General features: G+C 65.4%; 13 protein-coding genes. 2 read left to right on the top strand and 11 right to left on the bottom strand.

From position 1 onward, the window contains the following. The first annotated feature begins 124 nt into the window (after positions 1-124). The gene (locus ACP2YP_RS00065) at positions 125-1,552 is read left to right on the top strand and encodes a serine hydrolase domain-containing protein (RefSeq protein WP_426421636.1); all 1,428 of its coding nucleotides are present in this window, start codon (positions 125-127) and stop codon (positions 1,550-1,552) included. 188 nt (positions 1,553-1,740) lie between these two features. Here the strand turns inward: ACP2YP_RS00065 and ACP2YP_RS00060 are convergent, their stop codons facing one another. Together ACP2YP_RS00060 and ACP2YP_RS00055 are read right to left on the bottom strand one after the other, a co-directional pair. After that, the gene (locus tag ACP2YP_RS00060) at positions 1,741-2,895 is read right to left on the bottom strand and encodes an IS481 family transposase (protein WP_426419917.1); all 1,155 of its coding nucleotides are present in this window, start codon (positions 2,893-2,895) and stop codon (positions 1,741-1,743) included. Positions 2,896-3,035: 140 nt separating this feature from the next. Beyond that, entirely contained in the window at positions 3,036-4,406 is a 1,371-nt protein-coding gene (locus ACP2YP_RS00055; RefSeq protein ID WP_426421635.1) for an MmgE/PrpD family protein, read from the bottom strand. Between the two features lie 116 nt (positions 4,407-4,522). Here ACP2YP_RS00055 and ACP2YP_RS00050 point away from each other — a divergent pair, with 116 nt between their 5' ends. Beyond that, positions 4,523-5,638 carry an FUSC family protein gene (locus ACP2YP_RS00050; RefSeq protein ID WP_426421634.1) on the top strand — a complete coding sequence of 372 codons (1,116 nt, stop codon included), beginning with the start codon at positions 4,523-4,525 and terminating at the stop codon, positions 5,636-5,638. 1 nt (position 5,639) lies between these two features. On the opposite strand, the gene ACP2YP_RS00045 is transcribed toward ACP2YP_RS00050, so the two are convergent. The 9 genes from ACP2YP_RS00045 to dnaA form a co-directional block, all read right to left on the bottom strand. After that, positions 5,640-6,290, bottom strand: a complete 651-nt coding sequence (locus ACP2YP_RS00045; protein ID WP_426421633.1) for a 2-hydroxychromene-2-carboxylate isomerase — start codon at positions 6,288-6,290, stop codon at positions 5,640-5,642. Then, a complete protein-coding gene (locus tag ACP2YP_RS00040) occupies positions 6,287-6,775 on the bottom strand; it encodes a DUF2867 domain-containing protein (RefSeq protein ID WP_426421632.1) in 489 nt (162 codons plus the stop codon). The genes ACP2YP_RS00045 and ACP2YP_RS00040 overlap by 4 nt, the downstream gene beginning before the upstream one ends. Beyond that, positions 6,772-8,163 carry an MATE family efflux transporter gene (locus ACP2YP_RS00035; protein WP_426421631.1) on the bottom strand — a complete coding sequence of 464 codons (1,392 nt, stop codon included), beginning with the start codon at positions 8,161-8,163 and terminating at the stop codon, positions 6,772-6,774. The genes ACP2YP_RS00040 and ACP2YP_RS00035 overlap by 4 nt, the downstream gene beginning before the upstream one ends. Before the next feature lie 380 nt (positions 8,164-8,543). Continuing rightward, a complete protein-coding gene (murA, locus tag ACP2YP_RS00030; RefSeq protein ID WP_426421630.1) occupies positions 8,544-9,839 on the bottom strand; it encodes a UDP-N-acetylglucosamine 1-carboxyvinyltransferase in 1,296 nt (431 codons plus the stop codon). 221 nt (positions 9,840-10,060) lie between these two features. Further along, positions 10,061-12,496, bottom strand: coding sequence for a DNA topoisomerase (ATP-hydrolyzing) subunit B (gene gyrB, locus ACP2YP_RS00025; protein ID WP_426421629.1), 2,436 nt, complete (start codon positions 12,494-12,496; stop codon positions 10,061-10,063). 508 nt (positions 12,497-13,004) lie between these two features. Next, the gene (gene recF / locus ACP2YP_RS00020) at positions 13,005-14,141 is read right to left on the bottom strand and encodes a DNA replication/repair protein RecF (RefSeq protein ID WP_426421628.1); all 1,137 of its coding nucleotides are present in this window, start codon (positions 14,139-14,141) and stop codon (positions 13,005-13,007) included. Positions 14,142-14,229: 88 nt separating this feature from the next. Further along, complete coding sequence (locus ACP2YP_RS00015; RefSeq protein ID WP_426421627.1) at positions 14,230-14,595, bottom strand: endonuclease domain-containing protein; 366 nt, start codon at positions 14,593-14,595, stop codon at positions 14,230-14,232. 127 nt (positions 14,596-14,722) lie between these two features. Continuing rightward, entirely contained in the window at positions 14,723-15,841 is a 1,119-nt protein-coding gene (dnaN, locus tag ACP2YP_RS00010; RefSeq protein WP_426421626.1) for a DNA polymerase III subunit beta, read from the bottom strand. Between the two features lie 283 nt (positions 15,842-16,124). Continuing rightward, positions 16,125-17,537: a chromosomal replication initiator protein DnaA gene (dnaA, locus tag ACP2YP_RS00005; RefSeq protein WP_426421625.1), complete on the bottom strand. Its 1,413-nt coding sequence runs from the start codon at positions 17,535-17,537 to the stop codon at positions 16,125-16,127.

The following is a 17,537-nucleotide window of genomic DNA, read 5'->3' as shown; positions in this document are numbered from 1 at the left end:
CAGGATAATTCCAGAATCGGCTAGCCCCGATCAGTTTCGACGAGGCCGATTTGCAAATCCGGCGAGCGCGCATCGCCCGCATCCGGCTTCCTCTCGGCACACGCCCCGAAGCCGGAGAAAGCCCGTGACCCGCCGCCGCAAGATCATCCTCCTCACCACCACTATCGCATGTGCCGGTCTCGCGCTCGGCGCAGCCCGCGCCCGCGATGTCCCGAAAGTTGCGACCGGCTTTGTCGCCGACACGCTCTGCGCGGAGACGTTCGTCTCCGGCCTCGATCCCAGCCGCGACCTCGCTGAGACCACCGATGCGATGCCGGGCGTGAGCCTCCTGACCTGGGCGATGGATTTTCAGGTCGATCGTGCCCGCAAGGATGTCACGGTGACGCTGTTCGGCATTGGCCGCAGCCATGCCGTCTATCGCGAGGGGCTCGGCTGTACCCTCGAGCACGGCCAGGGGATCGCCGCCGTCGCGTTGCCGCCCGACGACAAGCAGCCAGCGTTGCTCCCCGAGATCGCGGGCTCGGGACTCGTGCCGCCGCAAAGCGAGGGACTGTCCGCCGCGCTCGACCGTGCCTTCACCGAGCCCGCGCAGCCGCCCTATCGGCGCACCCGCGCGATTGTCGTCATGAAGGCCGGCCGCATCATCGCCGAGCGCTATGCCGATGGTGTCGGGCCGGAGACGCAGCTGCTCGGCTTCTCCATGACGAAGTCGGTGATGTCGGCGCTGACAGGCATTCTCGTGCGCCAGGGCAAACTCAAGCTCGACGGGCCCGCGCCCATTGCCGCCTGGCAAAATCCTGATGATCCGCATCATGCCGTCACCGTCGATCAGTTGCTGCGTCACACCGCAGGCATCGCGCTCGGAAGCTCGTTGCAGGCCTCGCTCGGTTCGGCGCTCGAGCCGGTCAACGTCATGAAATTCGCCGAGGATGACATGGCCGCCTATGCCGAAAGCGTGCCGCTCGCGACCGCGCCGGGCACGGTCTGGAATTATCACGACGGCAACACCATCATCCTCGCGGATCTGATCCGCAACGCCGCCGGCGGCGAGCCCGCCGATGCGCTTGCTTTCGCGCGCCGCGAGTTGTTCGGGCCGCTCGGCATGCGTCACGTCACGCTCCAGCTCGACGGCGCCGGCACGATCGAGGGCGCCAGCAATATGCTCGCATCCGCGCGCGACTGGGCGCGCTTCGGCCAGCTCTATCTCAATGACGGCGTCGCCGGCGGCAAGCGCATCCTGCCGGAAGGCTGGGTGAATTATTCGGCGACAGCGACGCCAAATGCCTGGGTCGGCATCGGCGCCGGCTTCTGGACCAATCAGGGTGACAGCTTTGGCGCAAAATTTCGCGTCGACCACGGCTGGCCGCGCGATGCCTTCTTCGCCAAGGGCACGATCGGCCAGTACACGATCGTGATCCCGTCGGAACGGCTGGTGATTGTGCGCCTCGGCCGCTCACCAAACGCGCCGCCGCAAGCCGATGGCGTATTCGATCTTGTCCGAGATGTCGTTGCGACAACGCGCGAGAAGGGAAAGCTGGCGGGAGCGAATTAGGCGGCGCTCTTCCCTTCTCCCCTTGTGGGAGAAGGTGGCGCGAAGCGCCGGATGAGGGGTATTTCTCGGCAAACTCAACTGCGTAAAGCGCGCGCGGAAAGAGACCCCTCACCCGTCTCGCCGCTACGCGGCGATGTCCAGCGGATGGATAGGTAACACAATAGACCGGATGGATGGGTGACACTCGTTCATGATTTGGTCGGCTGCGGCGCTGTGCTAGCACAGCGCCGCAGCTTGCGTGTTTGCTGGTCGATGATGCCGATCGGCACGTCGAAGAAGCGCACTTGCCAGTATCCGTCCTCGGTTTCCTCGACGACAACTGCTTCACCGTCAAGAGCGCTGCAGATGTGGATGAGGTCGCCACGCCATTTGATCTCGCCGTTGGAGCGGACCTGACGCACCGCGGCTTCGGCTGGATAATCGGGCTCTGGAAGCCGCCTTGGCATCTCACGGGGCGAGGGCTGATAGACGGTTGCAGGAGGGCGCTGGCCAAGCGACTCGTGTGGCCGTTCTTCGTTGTAGTCGCGCACAAAAGCCGCAAAGCGACGGGCCTGCGCGGCCCGGGTTGGCGGCGGTGGCCGCATGGCTTCCAGAAGCGTGAGGTGAAAACGCTCGTGTCGGCCGTTCTGCTGCGGATGGCCAGGATCAATCCGTTCATGCCGGATGCCGAGCTTGATCCACCATACCGACAGCGCCGTCAGGCCCGTGGTCCCGGTCGAGGCGAACGGCGAGCCATTGTCGGAGCAGATGATCTGCGGCAAGCCGTACTCGCGAAACGCCCGCTCCAGCAGCGGTTGGCATTCGGAATATTGCGTGCTGCCCGTCGCAGCCAAACTAATCAAATAGCGGCTGAAGCCATCGGTCGCCGTGAAAGGTTCAACCCGAGATCCGTCGCCCAGTCGGATCCAGCCCTTGTGATCGAGGGCCCATACATGGTTGGCATGCTGAGGCACCGTCAGTTGCCCCATGCGCGGCGGCGCACGTCGCCGAACCCGACGGCTGCTAACCAGTCCCGCCCGTTTGAGGATCTCGCCCGCCGTCGAGGCCGACGGCCAATCGACATCCCCTTGGCAAGCCTCAAGCTTGCTCACAATCTTGCGCGGCCCCCAGCTCGGCCGCTCGAGCCGCAGCCCCACAATCGCATCAACGATGTGCTGCGGCGTCGCGCGCCCATGCACCTGCGCGGCGTGCGAGCGATCCGCAAGCCCTCCAGGCCCTTCCAACCGGTAGCGCTCCAACCATTTGTAGCCGGTCTTGCGACTGATCTCGTAGCGGTCGCAAAGCTCCGTCATCGTCCACAATCCGCTTCGCTGATCCGCGATGAAGCTAACCCGTTGGTCCATTGCGCAGCTCTCTCGCCAAGGCATCGGCTGATCCTCCCAGCCGACAGAGAACTGTCACCCATCCATCCGGTCTACTGTGTTACCTATCTATCCGGTCTGGACACGAGCCACCCTCTCCCACAAGGGGAGAGGGAAGAAGTCTACTGCCGCCCCAGCTGTGTCGCCTTCGCCACGCGATCGAACCGCTCTAGCGTCATGATCGCATCGGCGAACTTGTCGGCCCGTGCATTCAGCACCGGCCGCGCCAGCGTCAGAAACTTCTGCTGCATCGCCTGCGCGTCCGGAAACGATGTCGGCTCTCCGGAGGGGTCGAAAAACAGCCGCTCGTGCACGCCATCATCCGTGGTGATGCTGACGCGCGCACCAAAGGGGTGGGTGCGGCCGACCTCGAGCCGGTCGTCCTGGACCACGTCGAACTTGTCGGCAAGGGCGTCGATCGCAGCGTCGCCCAGGCGGTTGTAATCGTCCCAGCCGAATGAGCCCTGGTCGAGCGCGAGCGCGCCCGTGAAGAACATCGAGAACTGGCCGCCGACGATCGACGTCGGATGCCGCTTGGTGGCGGCATCGCCGGTCAGCGTGATGCCGTTGCGGTGCAGGCCGATCTCGACGCGCCTGACCTGGTCGGGCGTCAGATTGTGCTCGCGGCGCATCGCGATCAGCGCGTCGATCGCGGCATGGGTGTAGCGGCAGCTCGGATACGGCTTCACGCCGATCTTCATGGTCTCGTAGACCTCCCCGAGCCCGGCCACCGCCTTGTCGGGATGCGCGTCGTCGGTGTAGCCGGCGAGCAGGCCGTGCTTGCCTTCGACCGATTCCGTCGCGCCGACGAAATCGTTGCGCGCCAGCGTCGCGGCGATCACGCCGTTCATTGCGGCAGCGCCGACCTGGTAGCGCTTGTTCCAGGCGCCGTTCATCAGAAATTGCAGCGAGCCCGCGGCCTGGCTGCCGGCGACGCCGAAGGCGGCGATGATCTGCGTCTCGGACAGGCCGAACAGTTTTGCCGCTGCCGCCGCTGCGCCATAGGTGCCGGCGGTCGCGGTCGGATGGAAGCCGCGCGCATAATGCGAGGTCGGATCGAGCGCATTGCCGAGCCGGCAGCAGACCTCATAGCCGGCGACGATCGCCGTCAGCACGTCGCGCCCGGAGGCCCCGACCATCTCGCCGACGGCAAACGCGGCCGGAACCACCGGCGCGCTCGGATGCAGCGAGGAATCGGCATGGGTGTCGTCGAAATCGAGGGAATGGCCGAGCGCCCCGTTGAGCAGGGCGGCCACGGCCGGTGTCCAGGTTTTGGCATCGCCGAATACGGTGGATTCGCCCTTGGTGTCGAGCGACAGCGCTTCGAGCATCTTCAGGATCGACGGGGTCGATTCCGCCTCGCTCCGCGCCCGGATGGCGCTGCCGAGGAAATCCAGCGTCAGCACCTTGGCCCGATCCAGCACCTCCGCCGGAATATCGGCGAATTTCAGGTTGGCGACATAGGCGGCAAGCGTTGCGGTTTCGTGAGCCATCGTGTTTCCTCGTTTTGGCCGGCAAGTTAGGCGGGCTGATTTTGCCTTTCAAGCGGCCCTGGGACCGCGGGCATCAGCTATGCTTTTGGCTGGTTACGAGGTCAGGACATTCGACGATGGCAGGCGCAAAGGAGCTGTTCGACCGCATCCGGTCGCGGCGGACGCAATTGGGGCTGGCGGTCCGGGTCACGGTGGCGGCGACGGCGGCCTATGCGATCGCGACCGCGCTGCATCTCCTGCTGCCGCTCTGGGCGGTCCTGACCTCGCTGATCGTGACCCAGATGAGCGTCGGCCGCTCGCTGAAGGCGACGCGCGACTACATGCTCGGCACGATCGGGGGCGCCATCTATGGCGGCGCCATCGCGATCACCATCCCCTATTCCAGCGAAGCCGGCCTGTTGGGGCTGCTGGTGCTGGCGGTCGCGCCGCTGGCCTTCATCGCGTCGATCTATCCGACCCTGAGCGCCGCCACCGTGACCGCCGTGATCGTGCTGCTGGTCCCGACCATGCATCATGCCGATCCGCTGGCCTCGGCGATCGACCGCGTCAGCGAGGTGTCGGTCGGCGCCATCACCGGGCTCTTGGTCTCGTTCCTGGTGCTGCCGTCGCGCGCGGTGCGGCAGATCCGCCCCAGCGCCGCAAAGCTGCTCGAGCTGATCGCGGAGGCCTTTACCGAACTGCTGGCGGGCCTCACCCGCGGCCGCGACAACGACGCGCTGCACCGGATCCAGGACGGCATCGGCACTGCCATGGTGGGCATGAATGCGATCGGTGCGGAGGCCGAGCGCGAGCGTTCGGCGCGGCTGTCGAGCGGTCCCGATACCGGCCCGCTGCTGCGCACGATTCTGCGGCTGCGCCACGATGTCGTGATGATCGGCCGCGCCACCGTGGTGCCGCTGCCGGTCGAGGTGCAGGTCAGGCTCGCCGCCCCGCTGGCGGAAGTCAGCGCGGCGATCCTGCGCTTCCTCAAATCCGCGGCCGAAGCCTTGCGTGAGGGCGGCGGCGCGCCGCCGATCCATCCCGTGCACGTCGCGCTCCAGCATTATTCCGAGGCGGTCGCGGCCGTGCGCCAGGACGGACTGATCCGCGGCCATGCGGGCGACACCGCGGAGCGCTTCTTCGCGCTCGGCTTCTCGCTGGAGCAGATGCATCAGAATCTCTGCGACCTCGACCGTGTCGTCGGCGAATGGTCGGAGGCCGCGGCCGATGGGCCGGTGAAGGTCGCGGAGTGAGCTATCTTTTCGTCAGGCCCTTGCTTTGCAGGCGCCAAACCAGCAGATCGATGCGGTCCTGGCCGAAGAACGGCTCGTTCTCGAACACGAAGGTCGGCACGCCCCAATGGCCCGACGCGGCGTGATCCTTCTCGTTCTCGACAATCACCTGCTCGTAGCGATCCGGGTCGGCACTGATTGCGGCATCCATCGCGGCGAGATCGAAGCCGGCCTTCTCGGCGGCGCGCGCGAGATGATCGCCCTCGTTCCAGCCCGCGACCGAGCCGTCCCACAGCACGCGCGCGATCGCGTCGGTGAACGCGAGCGAGCGGCCTTGGAGCTGCGCCATGGCGCCTAGCCGAGTCAGGCGGTGGATGTAGGGCTGCTCGGCCGCGACATCGAGTGTCGTCATGTCCTGCACAATTGGATCGGGTCGCGGAAAGCGAAACGGAATGCCCGCGTGCTCGGCGACGCGGCGGCTATCCCGCACGATGTAGCGTGCGAATTGCGGACTGGCCTTCTTGAAGAAGCCGGGCACGCGGACCGCGATCGGATAGACCGGCCGCAGGTTCACCGCGAGATCATACTCTTCGACCAGCTTCAGCGTCCTCGGCAGCGCCAGATAGCTGTAGGGGCTGCGAAAGGAAAAGAACAGGTCGACTGACAGCGTCATCGCACCGGCTCCGCGATCTCTCCCATCATGCTGCGGGCGACGAGCTTGTGGAACGGTACGATCAGCGTGAGATAGGCGCGCCCGAGCAGATTATTGGTCCGCACCAACGTGGTCAATGTCACCCGCCGGTCCGCCGCGTCGCCGGCGACGTCAACCACGACGCGGAAATCGAGATGGTGGTCATCAAAACCGGCGATCAGCCGCTCCGGTGTTTCGCTCAGCACTGGAAACAGGCCGATCATCCCGTGCGGAGCTGGAGCGCCTTCGCCCGATGTCTTCAGTCCGAAGGGTTTCACCAGGATGTTGCGCAAGCGCGTCAGCGCATCGATCCAGCGCGGCCCGTGCAGCATCATTCGGGTGCAGGCCTCCCGGGCACTCAATTGCCTCGTGCCGAGCTCCACACGAAACGCGTCGATGAACTGCGCGCCTGATAACACCGTGCCGGCATCGACATCGGGGGTGACTTCGCGAACGGATCCGGTCATCCCGCGATCTTGCGCGTCAGCATTCGGAAACGCAAGATCAAGAGGCCGGCATAGACGAACGATCCGATCGACAGTCCGATCCAGACGCCGACCGCGCCGAGGCCGCCGTGGAAAGCCAGCGCCCAGGCAATGGGGAAGCCGACGCACCAATAGCCGATCGCCGCGAACACCAGCGTCATCCTTGTGTCATTGATGCCGCGCAGCGCACCGCCCGTGATGGTCTGCAGCGCATCGGCGATGAAGAAGGTTGCGCCGACCAGCAAAAGTGTTGCGGTCAGCTCGACGGTCGGCGCGCTGGCCTCGCTGCGGCCGAAGAACAGCCGCCCCAGCTCATAGCGGCCGAGGATGATGGCAACCGTCAGCGCCGAGACGAACGCGACGCCGAGCAAGGTCGCCACGAGGCCCGCGCGTCGGACGCCGGCCGGTTCGTTACGGCCAAACGCATGGCCGACCCGCACCGTCGCGGCCATGCCGATGCCGAGCGGGACCATGAACAGCACGGCCGTGACCTGGAGCGCGATCTGGTGCGCGGCCAGCGCGGTGGTCGAGATCAGCCCCATCAAGAGTGCTGCCGAAGAGAACAGGCCGTATTCCAGCAGGAGCGAGAACGAGATCGGCGCGCCGATTGCGATCAGCTGCCGCATCAAGGGCCAGTCGATCCGCCACAAATGGGCCAGCGGATGATAATCGGCGAACGGCTTGCGCCACGCCGCGATGGCAAGCGCGGCGACGAAGGTGCCGAGATTGACGAGCGTCGTCGCCAGTCCGGCGCCGAACAGGCCGAGCTCCGGCAGGCCGAACAGGCCATGGATCAGGCAATAGACCAGCACGAAATTCGCGGGGATCGCCGCGAGCGTGATCCACAGCGGCGCCTGCGGCCGGTTCACCGCGCTCATCATGCTGCGCAGCGCGATGAAGCCGAGCGCCGGCGCGATGCCCCAGGCGAGGCCATTCAGGTAGCGTTGCGCGAGGCTGGCCGAATGCGGCGCCTGTCCGAGCGCAATCAGGATGTGCTCGCCATAGAGCGGCGAAGCCATCATCGGCAGCGAGATCAGCAGCGCGACCCAGAGGCCGACGCGCAAGGAAAGCCGGATGCGTCTGACGTCGCCGGCGCCAAACGCCTGGGCTGCCAGCGGCGACACCGCGGCCATCAATCCAAGCCCGAAGGTGAAACTGACGAAATAGACGGTGTGCGCAAGTGCCGCAGCGGCGACCGCGTCCTCGCCGAGCCTCCCGATCAGAACGAGATCGCTCGTGATCATCGCGATCTGCCCGAGCTGCGTCAGCATCATAGGCACGGCCAGCCGCAGCGTCTCGACGAACTCTTGCGCGAGGTGGCCTTGCACGCCGGCTTGCGGCTGCGGATGAGGTTGCGCGGTGTCGAGCATGGCTATCCGATAACATCGCAGAGCGACGAAAACATGGCTCGGGCCTTTTACCCTCTCCCCCTGTGGGCTACGATATGCACACATCTCGGCAGGCATCGATTACCAATGAGAAAACCGTGAGTCTTTTCAACGTTGGCGCTTGTGCGCTGTGTCCCGCGATCTGAACATCGATGGTCATCTAAGTTATTGATCCAGAGTCGGTTTCTGAGATGTGTGAATCAAGTAGCCCTGTGGGAGAGGGTGGCTCGCCGCGTAGCGGCGAGACGGGTGCGGGGTTCTCTCCGCGAGTCCCACTCTTATTGAGTTCGCGGAAACAACCCCTCATCCGGCGCGCTACGCGCGCCACCTTCTCCCACAAGGGGAGAAGGGAAGGAAACAGATCACCCCGTCCGTTCCGGCACGCGCCGGATCTTCGCACCCAATGCGTTCAGCCGTTCGTCGATGCGCTCATAGCCGCGCTCGATCTGGTCGGCGTTGTTGATGGTGGAGGTGCCCTCGGCGCAGACGGCGGCGAGCAGCATCGCCATGCCGGCGCGGATGTCGGGCGAGATCATCGATGCGCCGCGCAGACGGCTGGGGCCGGCGATGATGGCGCGATGCGGATCGCACAGCACGATGCGCGCGCCCATCCCGATCAGCTTGTCGACGAAGAACATCCGCGACTCGAACATCTTCTCGAACATCAGGATCACGCCTTCGCACTGCGTGGCGGTGACGATCGCGATCGACATCAGATCCGCCGGGAAGGCCGGCCAGGGCTGGTCCTCCAGCTTCGGCACGTGGCCGCCAAAGTCATCCTGGATCTTCAGCGTCTGGTTCGACGGCACGATGAGATCGTCGCCCTCGATCCGGCAGACGATGCCGAGCCGCTCAAAACCCATGCGGATCGAGCGCAGGTGTTCGACGCCGGCGCGCACGATGCGCAAGGGCGAGCGCGTCACGGCGGCGAGACCGATCAGCGAGCCGACCTCGATATGGTCGGGCTGGATCGAATAGGTCGTTTCCCCCAGCGTCGCCGGTCCATGCACGATCATGGTGTTGGTACCGATGCCCTCGATCTTCGCACCGAGCGCGACCAGGAAATTGGCGAGGTCCTGCACATGCGGCTCGGAGGCGGCGTTGCGCAAATAGGTGGGGCCGTCCGCCGCGACTGCGGCAACCAGCGCATTCTCGGTCGCGGTGACGCTCGGCTCGTCCAGGAACACGTCGGCGCCGGTGAGCTTTGGCGCGCGGAATTCGAGACGGTCAGTTGCGGTGACCTTGGCCCCTAGCTGCTCCAGCGCGAGCACATGGGTGTCGAGCCGGCGCCGGCCGATGACGTCGCCGCCGGGCGGCGGCAGCATCACCTCGCCGCAGCGCGCGAGCAGGGGCCCCGCGAGCAGGATCGAGGCACGGATGCGAACGCAGAGCTCGGGATCGAGATCGGCGGCGCGGATGCTCTTGGCGTGGATGCGAAGCGTGTTGCGGGCGGTCCATTCCGCGGACGCGCCGACCGAACGGATCAGCTCGACCAGCGTCTCGGTGTCGCGGATCCGCGGCACGTTCTCCAGCGTCACCGGATGCTCGGTGAGCAGTGCTGCCGCGATGATCGGCAGCGCCGAATTCTTGTTGCCGGCCGGCTCGATCGAGCCCGAGAGCCGGTGACCGCCCTCGACGATGTATTGGATGGGGGCCACGGGGTTCTCGCTATCCTGTTGCGGTGGGGCGGGCGGGCTGCTTTGGAGGCGGAAACTATAGGGAATTGAGCGGGGTAGCAATTCTGCACATGCTGCAGCATGGAGGCGCTGAAGCTTCTACAGCGTCATGGCCGGGCTTGTCCGGCCATCCACGCCTTGCACGGGGCGCAAAAAACGTGGATGCCCGGGACAAGCCGGGCATGACGACCTGTTGTCAGTCCTCAGATATCGATCGTCGCGCTGAGCGAATGTTCCTGGATGAAGTCGCGGCGCGGCTCGACCACGTCGCCCATCAGCTTGGTGAAGATGTCGTCGGCCTCGTCGACCTCCTTGACCTTCACCTGGAGGAGCGAGCGTACGTCGCTGTCGAGCGTGGTCTCCCAGAGCTGCCCCGGGTTCATCTCGCCCAGACCTTTGTAGCGCTGCAGCGTGATGCCCTTGCGGCCGGCGTCGGTGACGGCCTCGAACAGGTCGACCGGGCCGTGGACGGGGTGCTCGACATCCTTCCGACGCAGCTTGCCCGGACGCTCGTAGACATCCTGCAGCTTGGTTCTGTACTCGTGAAGCTTGCGTGCCTCGGCCGAACCGAGGAACGCATCATCGATGACAGCAGCTTCCTTGACGCCGCGCACCGTGCGCTCGAACATGAAGCCTTGCCCCTCGACGAATTGCCCGACCCATCCGCGTTCGACTTCTTCGGCTTGCCTGTCCAACCGCTTGGCCATGTATTCTGCTGCAGCGTGGGCATTCGTAGGATCGGAATAGATCTCCTTACCGAACAAGCCGATGACGGCGCCCTGCTCGATGACCTTGCGGTTATAGCGGCTGTGCAGATTGCGCAGGATGCTGCGGACGAGGCGGGCATCGTCGACCAGTGCGCGCAGGTCGCGGCCGGAACGATCGCCGCCGGTGCCGGGGATGTACACGCAGTCGTCCAGCCCGGCGTCGATCAGATAATCTTCCAGCGCCCGCTCATCCTTCAGGTACTGCTCGGACTTGCCGCGTGAGACCTTATAGAGCGGCGGCTGGGCGATGTAGAGATATCCGCCGTCGATGATGTCGCGCATCTGCCGGTAGAAGAAGGTCAGCAGCAGCGTGCGGATGTGGGCGCCGTCGACGTCGGCGTCCGTCATCACGATGATCTTGTGATAGCGCAGCTTCTCGATCGAGAACTCGTCGCTGATGCCGGTGCCGAGCGCGGTGATCAGTGTGCCGATCTGCTCGCTTCCCAGCATCTTGTCAGGGCGGACGCGCTCCACGTTGAGGATCTTGCCGCGCAGCGGCAGCACCGCCTGGAATTCGCGGTTGCGGCCCTGCTTGGCGCTGCCGCCTGCCGAGTCACCCTCGACGATGAAGAGTTCGGACTTGGCCGGATCCTTTTCCTGGCAGTCGGCGAGCTTGCCGGGCAGCGAGGAGACCGACAGCGGGCTCTTGCGCGTCAGCTCGCGCGCTTTTCGCGCGGCTTCGCGGGCGGCCGCGGCCTGGATCACCTTGCCGACGATCATCTTGGCTTCCGAGGGGTGCTCCTCGAACCAGGCCTGGAGCGCCTCGTTGAGAACGTTCTCGACCACAGGACGCACTTCCGAGGACACCAGCTTGTCCTTGGTCTGCGACGAGAATTTCGGATCGGGCACCTTCACCGACAGCACGGCCGTCAAGCCTTCACGGCAGTCATCGCCGGTCAGCGCGATCTTTTCCTTCTTGGCATTGGCCTCGGCATAGCCGTTGACCTGGCGCGTCAGCGCGCCGCGGAAGCCTGCGAGATGGGTGCCGCCGTCACGCTGCGGGATGTTGTTGGTGAAGCACAGCACGTTCTCGTGGTAGCTGTCGTTCCACCAAAGTGCTGCCTCGACACCGATGCCGTTGGCTTCCGCGCGCACCATGATCGGCGCCGGCACGATCGCCTTCTTGTTGCGGTCGAGATATTTGACGAATTCCTCGACGCCGCCGGAATAGTGCATCTCCTCGCGCTTCTCGACTGCGTGACGCATGTCGGAGAGAGCGATGTTGACGCCGGAATTGAGGAAGGCGAGCTCGCGCAGCCGGTGCTCCAGCGTGGCGAAATCATATTCGATGTTCTTGAAGGTCTCGGGCGAGGCCTGGAACGTCACCTCGGTGCCGCGCCGGCCCGGCGCATCGCCGACGACCACAAGCGGTGCCACCGCATCGCCATGGGCGAATTCGATGTAATGCTCCTTGTTGTCGCGCCAGATGCGCAAGCCGAGCTTGCTCGACAGCGCGTTGACGACGGAGACCCCGACGCCGTGCAGGCCGCCGGAAACCTTGTAGGAGTTCTGGTCGAATTTTCCGCCGGCGTGCAGCTGGGTCATGATGACCTCGGCCGCCGAAATGCCTTCGCCCTTGTGGATGTCGACCGGAATGCCGCGGCCGTCGTCGCGCACGGTGACGGAATTGTCGGCATTGAGCACGACATCGACGCGCGTGGCGTGGCCCGCCAGCGCCTCGTCGATCGCGTTGTCGACGACCTCGTACACCATGTGGTGCAGGCCCGAGCCGTCATCGGTGTCGCCGATATACATGCCCGGACGCTTGCGGACGGCATCGAGCCCCTTGAGCACGCGGATCGATTCCGCCCCGTAATCGCTCGGATTTGAGGGCTCGTTTTCGGCAGGTGTCTGCCGAGCAGGTTCTGTCATGAGAGGCCTTCGAGATGTCGCCCGAATCAGCCGCGCAAAAGGCGCTGATTGGATGCTATTTGTGCCATGAAAGAGGGGGCGCGCCTAGCGCAAAGTGTCTTCCGGCAACCCTTTGAGTAGATAGGGTTTTTCAACGAGTTTTCAAGGCGCGCGAAGGCCGATTTGGGGGCTCGCGAAAAGGCCGGTTCGAGGGGGCGTTTTCAGCCTCCAAAGGCAGGATTTTGCGGGGGTGGAGCAGGGCGTTCCGGGGGCGCCCGGGCTGTTTCGGACGCGTCTGTGAGGCGAGCGGGGTTTTGACGCCCGAGAGCAGGCAGCTTGCCGAAAGTGCGAGGCCGCACACGAACAGCCGCCATCGTGCCGGAACTTTCGTCCCGTGCCTTACCGTCGTCTTGGTCTCTCTCCAAGGATGTCGCGCATTTCGATCGCGCGATTACAACGGCTGCGACACCGCCGGCGCGGCCTCATTGAGCTAGTCGCGACCTGAACAATGCAGGTTCAACAAAGCCAGCTATCGCCGGGCGGAAACGCGTCCGCTTTCGACGTCAAAGACCTCGCCGCCGGCGCCGATCTCGGCAAATGCGGCCGGGTCCGCGCCGGTCAGCCAGACCTGCGCGCCGAGCTTGCGCAGCTCGTCGAACAGCGCGGCGCGGCGGTTCGGATCGAGATGGGCAATGACCTCGTCGAGCAAGAGCAGCGGCACGATGCCGGCCATCTCGGCGACGAGCGCTGCATGCGCCAGCACCAGCCCGATCAGCAGCGCCTTCTGCTCGCCGGTCGAGGCGTCGCGCGCGGGCATGCTCTTCGGCGCGTAGATCACCTGGAGATCGGTGAGATGCGGGCCGTCGATGGTGCGGCCGGCGATGGCGTCGCGCGGGCGGTTGTCACGCAGGATCTGGCGGTAGCGATCCTCGACCGACGTCGCGGTCTCGGTCAGCAGCGCGTTCTCCATCCAGCCGTCGAGCGCAATTTGAGCGGAAGGAAATGCGGATTGCTGTGCGCGCGCGTTGAGCATGCCGGTCAGGCGTGCTGCGGTCTGCCCGCGCGTCGCAGCGACCGCGACCGCGAGCTCGGCGGTCTCGCGCTCGATCGCGTCACACCAATGGTCGTCGTAATTGCGCGTCTCGAGCAGGCGGTTGCGCGACCGCAGCGAACGTTCGAGCGCGTTGATGCGGCTGGAATGCTGGCTGTCGATCGCCAGCACCAGGCGGTCGAAGAAGCGCCGCCGCTCGGAAGCAGCGCCCATGAACAGCCCGTCCATCGCCGGTGTCAGCCACACCATGCGGATATGGTCGCCGAAGGCGGCCGCCGAATTCACGGGCTCGCGGTCAATGCGGCAGCGCCGGCTCACCGCGGCATCGGCGCGCGGCGGTTCGATGCCGGTGCCGAGCGTGGCGAGCCCCAGCGCGCCCTCGACCTGCGCGGACACGGCCCACGAGCCGTCGCCCTGGTTGTCGGCGACGTCCTCCAGCGTGGCGCGCCTTAAGCCACGCCCCGGCGACAGGAACGAGATCGCCTCGATGCAATTGGTCTTGCCCGCCCCGTTCGGCCCGACCAGCGCCACCATGTCAGCCGCCGTCTCGAGCCCCGCCGCCCGATAATTGCGAAAATGCGTCAGCGTCAGGCGATGAATGCGGGAGGGGGTCATGGTTCTTCGCTATGGGCGCATTTCTTCCCCTCTCCCCTTGTGGGAGAGGGTGGCGCCTCACGAAGTGAGGCGACGGGTGAGGGGTATCTTACCGCCCGGCAAGCTTTGCAAGGATATCCTCCAGCACAGAAGTGGGTTGCTTCAGCACGTCGTTGTTCCAATAACGCGCTATCGAGAAACCTTCCGCGGAGAGTGCGGCATCCCGAGCTGCATCACGTTGCGATTCCGCATGCTGACTTCCGTCGATCTCGATCACAAGGTGTTTGTCGAAACAGACGAAGTCGAGAATGTAGGTGTTGAACGGAACCTGCCGGCGAAACTTGAAGGTGGAGAGCCGACGGTCCCTCAGCAAGCGCCACATGGCCGCCTCTGCGTCCGTCGGCTCGTGGCGCAAGTTCTTCGCAAACTGGCGGAGACGTTTGGGGACTGGCCGATGGAACGGCTCTTGCGGCACTAACCCCTCACCCAACCGAGTGTGTGTCTGCCAGCGGAGTAGCCCTCTCCCACAAGGGGAGAGGGCGCAGCAACGCGCAGCCCGCCAAATTTCCGAAGCAGTGTGCGCTGGCGCGAAGCCACGCCCCTCACACCCGCATCGGCATCAGCACATACAGCGCGCTCTTGTCGTCGCGGTCCTGCACCAGGGTTGGCGAGCCGGGGTCGGCGAGCTTCAGCGTGGCGACGTCGCCCTCAATCTGGGCGGCGATGTCGAGCAAATAGCGGGAGTTGAAGCCGATATCGAGCGCATCGGAGGCGTACTCGACCTCGATCTCTTCGGTGGCGCTGCCGGAATCCGGATTGGTCACCGACAGCACCAGCTTGCCCGGCGACAGCGACAACTTGACCGCGCGGCCGCGCTCGCTCGAGATCGTCGAGACGCGGTCGACCGCGTTCTCAAAATCCTTCTTGTCGACCACGAGCTCCTTGTCGTTGCCTTGCGGAATGACGCGGCCGTAGTCGGGGAAGGTGCCGTCGATCAGTTTCGAGGTCAGCACCACATTGCCGATCGTGAAGCGGATTTTTGCCTGTGACAGCTCGATCGTGACCTCGGCCTCGTTGTCCTCGATCAGGCGCTGCACCTCGCCGACGGTCTTGCGCGGCACGATCACGCCCGGCATGCCCTCGGCGCCCTTGGGCTGGACCAGGTCGAGCTGGGCGAGGCGGTGGCCGTCGGTGGCGACGCCGCGCAGGGTCGCGGCCTTCGCCGTGCCGGCGGCGTGCAGATAGATGCCGTTGAGATAATAGCGCGTCTCTTCGGTCGAGATCGCGAACTGGGTGCGGTCGATCAGCCGCTTGACGTCCTTGGCGGCGAGGTTGAACGAATGCGACAGGTCGCCGGTGGCGAGATCCGGGAAATCGTTCTCCGGCAGGGTCTGCAGCGTGAAGCGCGAGCGGCCGGCGCGGATCGCCAGCACGGCGCGGTCGCCGTCGGCTTCCAGCACGATCTGCGATCCGTCAGGCAGCTTGCGCACGATGTCGTAGAACATGTGCGCCGGCACGGTGGTGGAGCCGGCCGTGGCGGTTTCCGCCGCCAACGTCTCCGTCACCTCGAGATCGAGGTCGGTCGCCTTCAGCGACAATTTCGCGTTCTCGGCGCGGACCAGCACGTTGCCCAGGATCGGAATCGTGTTGCGGCGCTCGACCACGCGGTGGACATGGCCCAGCGATTTCAGGAGTTGCGCGCGTTCGACCGTAACCTTCATTGCACTACTCGCCCGATCCCCAAGAGAACACATCGTTGAGAGAGCCGGGCGGCGGGACGCGCGCCACGGCACCGAAGACCCCGAAAGACCGGATCATCCAGCCGATATGACCAAAGCCGTCAGGGTCGCGCAAGGTGGCGCGGAAAGCTATCCGTTTCAAGGGATTGGGGCTGGTTCCCCACGATTTACCGGCAGAAATAAAGGCCGCTCGCCCGGGCAAACGAAGACCGCCGCCCGAGGCATGGCCGGGCGGCGGGAGGTGGGAGAGGGAATGCCTAGGCGTTTATTCCTGAAGCTGGCGCTTAAGCGACTCGACCTCCTCGGACAGCGCATTGTCCTTGGAAACCAGGGCCTCGATCTTGCGCACGGCGTGCAGCACCGTGGTGTGGTCGCGGCCACCGAAGCGGCGGCCGATCTCGGGGAGCGAGCGCAGGGTCAGCGTCTTGGCGAGGTACATCGCCACCTGGCGCGGACGCACCACATTGGCGGTCCGGCGCGAGGACAGGAGGTCGGAGCGGCTGACATTATACTGCCGCGCCACCACGCGCTGGATGTCCTCGATCTTGATCCGCTTCGGCTCCTGCGGCCGGATCAGGTCGCGCACCTCGTGCTCCGCCATCTCCAGCGTCACCGGCCGGTTGTTGAGCTTGGAATGCGCCAGCAGACGGTTGATCGCGCCTTCGAGGTCGCGGCCGTTATGGGTGATGGCGCGGGCCAGATAGGTCAGCACCTCCTCCGGCACCTCGAACGTCGCATGATGGGCGCGGGCTGCCGCGACGCGCGACTTGAGAATGCCGTGGCGCAGCTCTTCGCCGAGCGAGCCCATCTCGACCACGAGGCCGCCGGCCAGCCGCGAGCGGACGCGGTCATCCAGGCTTTCCAGATCGGACGGCGGACGGTCGGCCGCGATCACGACCTGACGACCGGCATCGATCAGCGCATTCAGCGTGTGACAGAACTCGGCCTGCGTCGACTTGCCCTGCAGGAACTGGAGATCGTCGATGACGAGCACGTCGATGCCGCGCAGCGCTTCCTTGAAGGCGAGCGCCGTCTGCGTCTTCAGCGCCGCGACGAAGCCGTACATGAATTTTTCCGCGGTGAGATAGAGCACCTTGCGCTCGTTGCCGGAATTGCCGGCCCAGGTCACCGCCTGGAGCAGATGCGTTTTGCCGAGGCCGACGCCGGCATGGATGTAGAGCGGGTTGAACATCACGGGATCGCCGCGGCGACCTTCGGCGACCTGACGCGCGGCGGCATGCGCCAGCGTGTTGGAGCGGCCGACGACGAAGCTCGCAAAGGTCAGGCGCGGATCGAGCGGCGAGCCGCCAAGCGCATCATGATTGGCCGAGACCGGCGCGGTCGCGGTCGAGCGCAGCTCGGGCGCTGGCGCGCGGCGCGTCTCGACCTGTGCCGGGATTTCCTTCGCCTGCACCACAGGGCGCACCGCGGAGCGAACGGTGAGGTCGATGCGATGCACCTCCGGCATCTCGGCCTGCCAGCACGACAGCACGCGCTCGGCATAATGGGCCTGGATCCAGCTCTTCAGGAAGCGGGTCGGCACCGAGAGACGCACGCTCTCTTCCTGCACGCCTTCGAGATCCATGCGCGCAAACCAGCTCGTATAGACGTCTTCGCCAACGTTCGAGCGCAGCCGACTCTTCACGCGCGACCAGCGATCCTGTTCCGATGTCGTCAT

The organism is Bradyrhizobium genosp. A (assembly GCF_049949275.1).
Lineage (GTDB): Bacteria > Pseudomonadota > Alphaproteobacteria > Rhizobiales > Xanthobacteraceae > Bradyrhizobium.
This window is presented reverse-complemented; position numbering and strand designations above follow the sequence as displayed.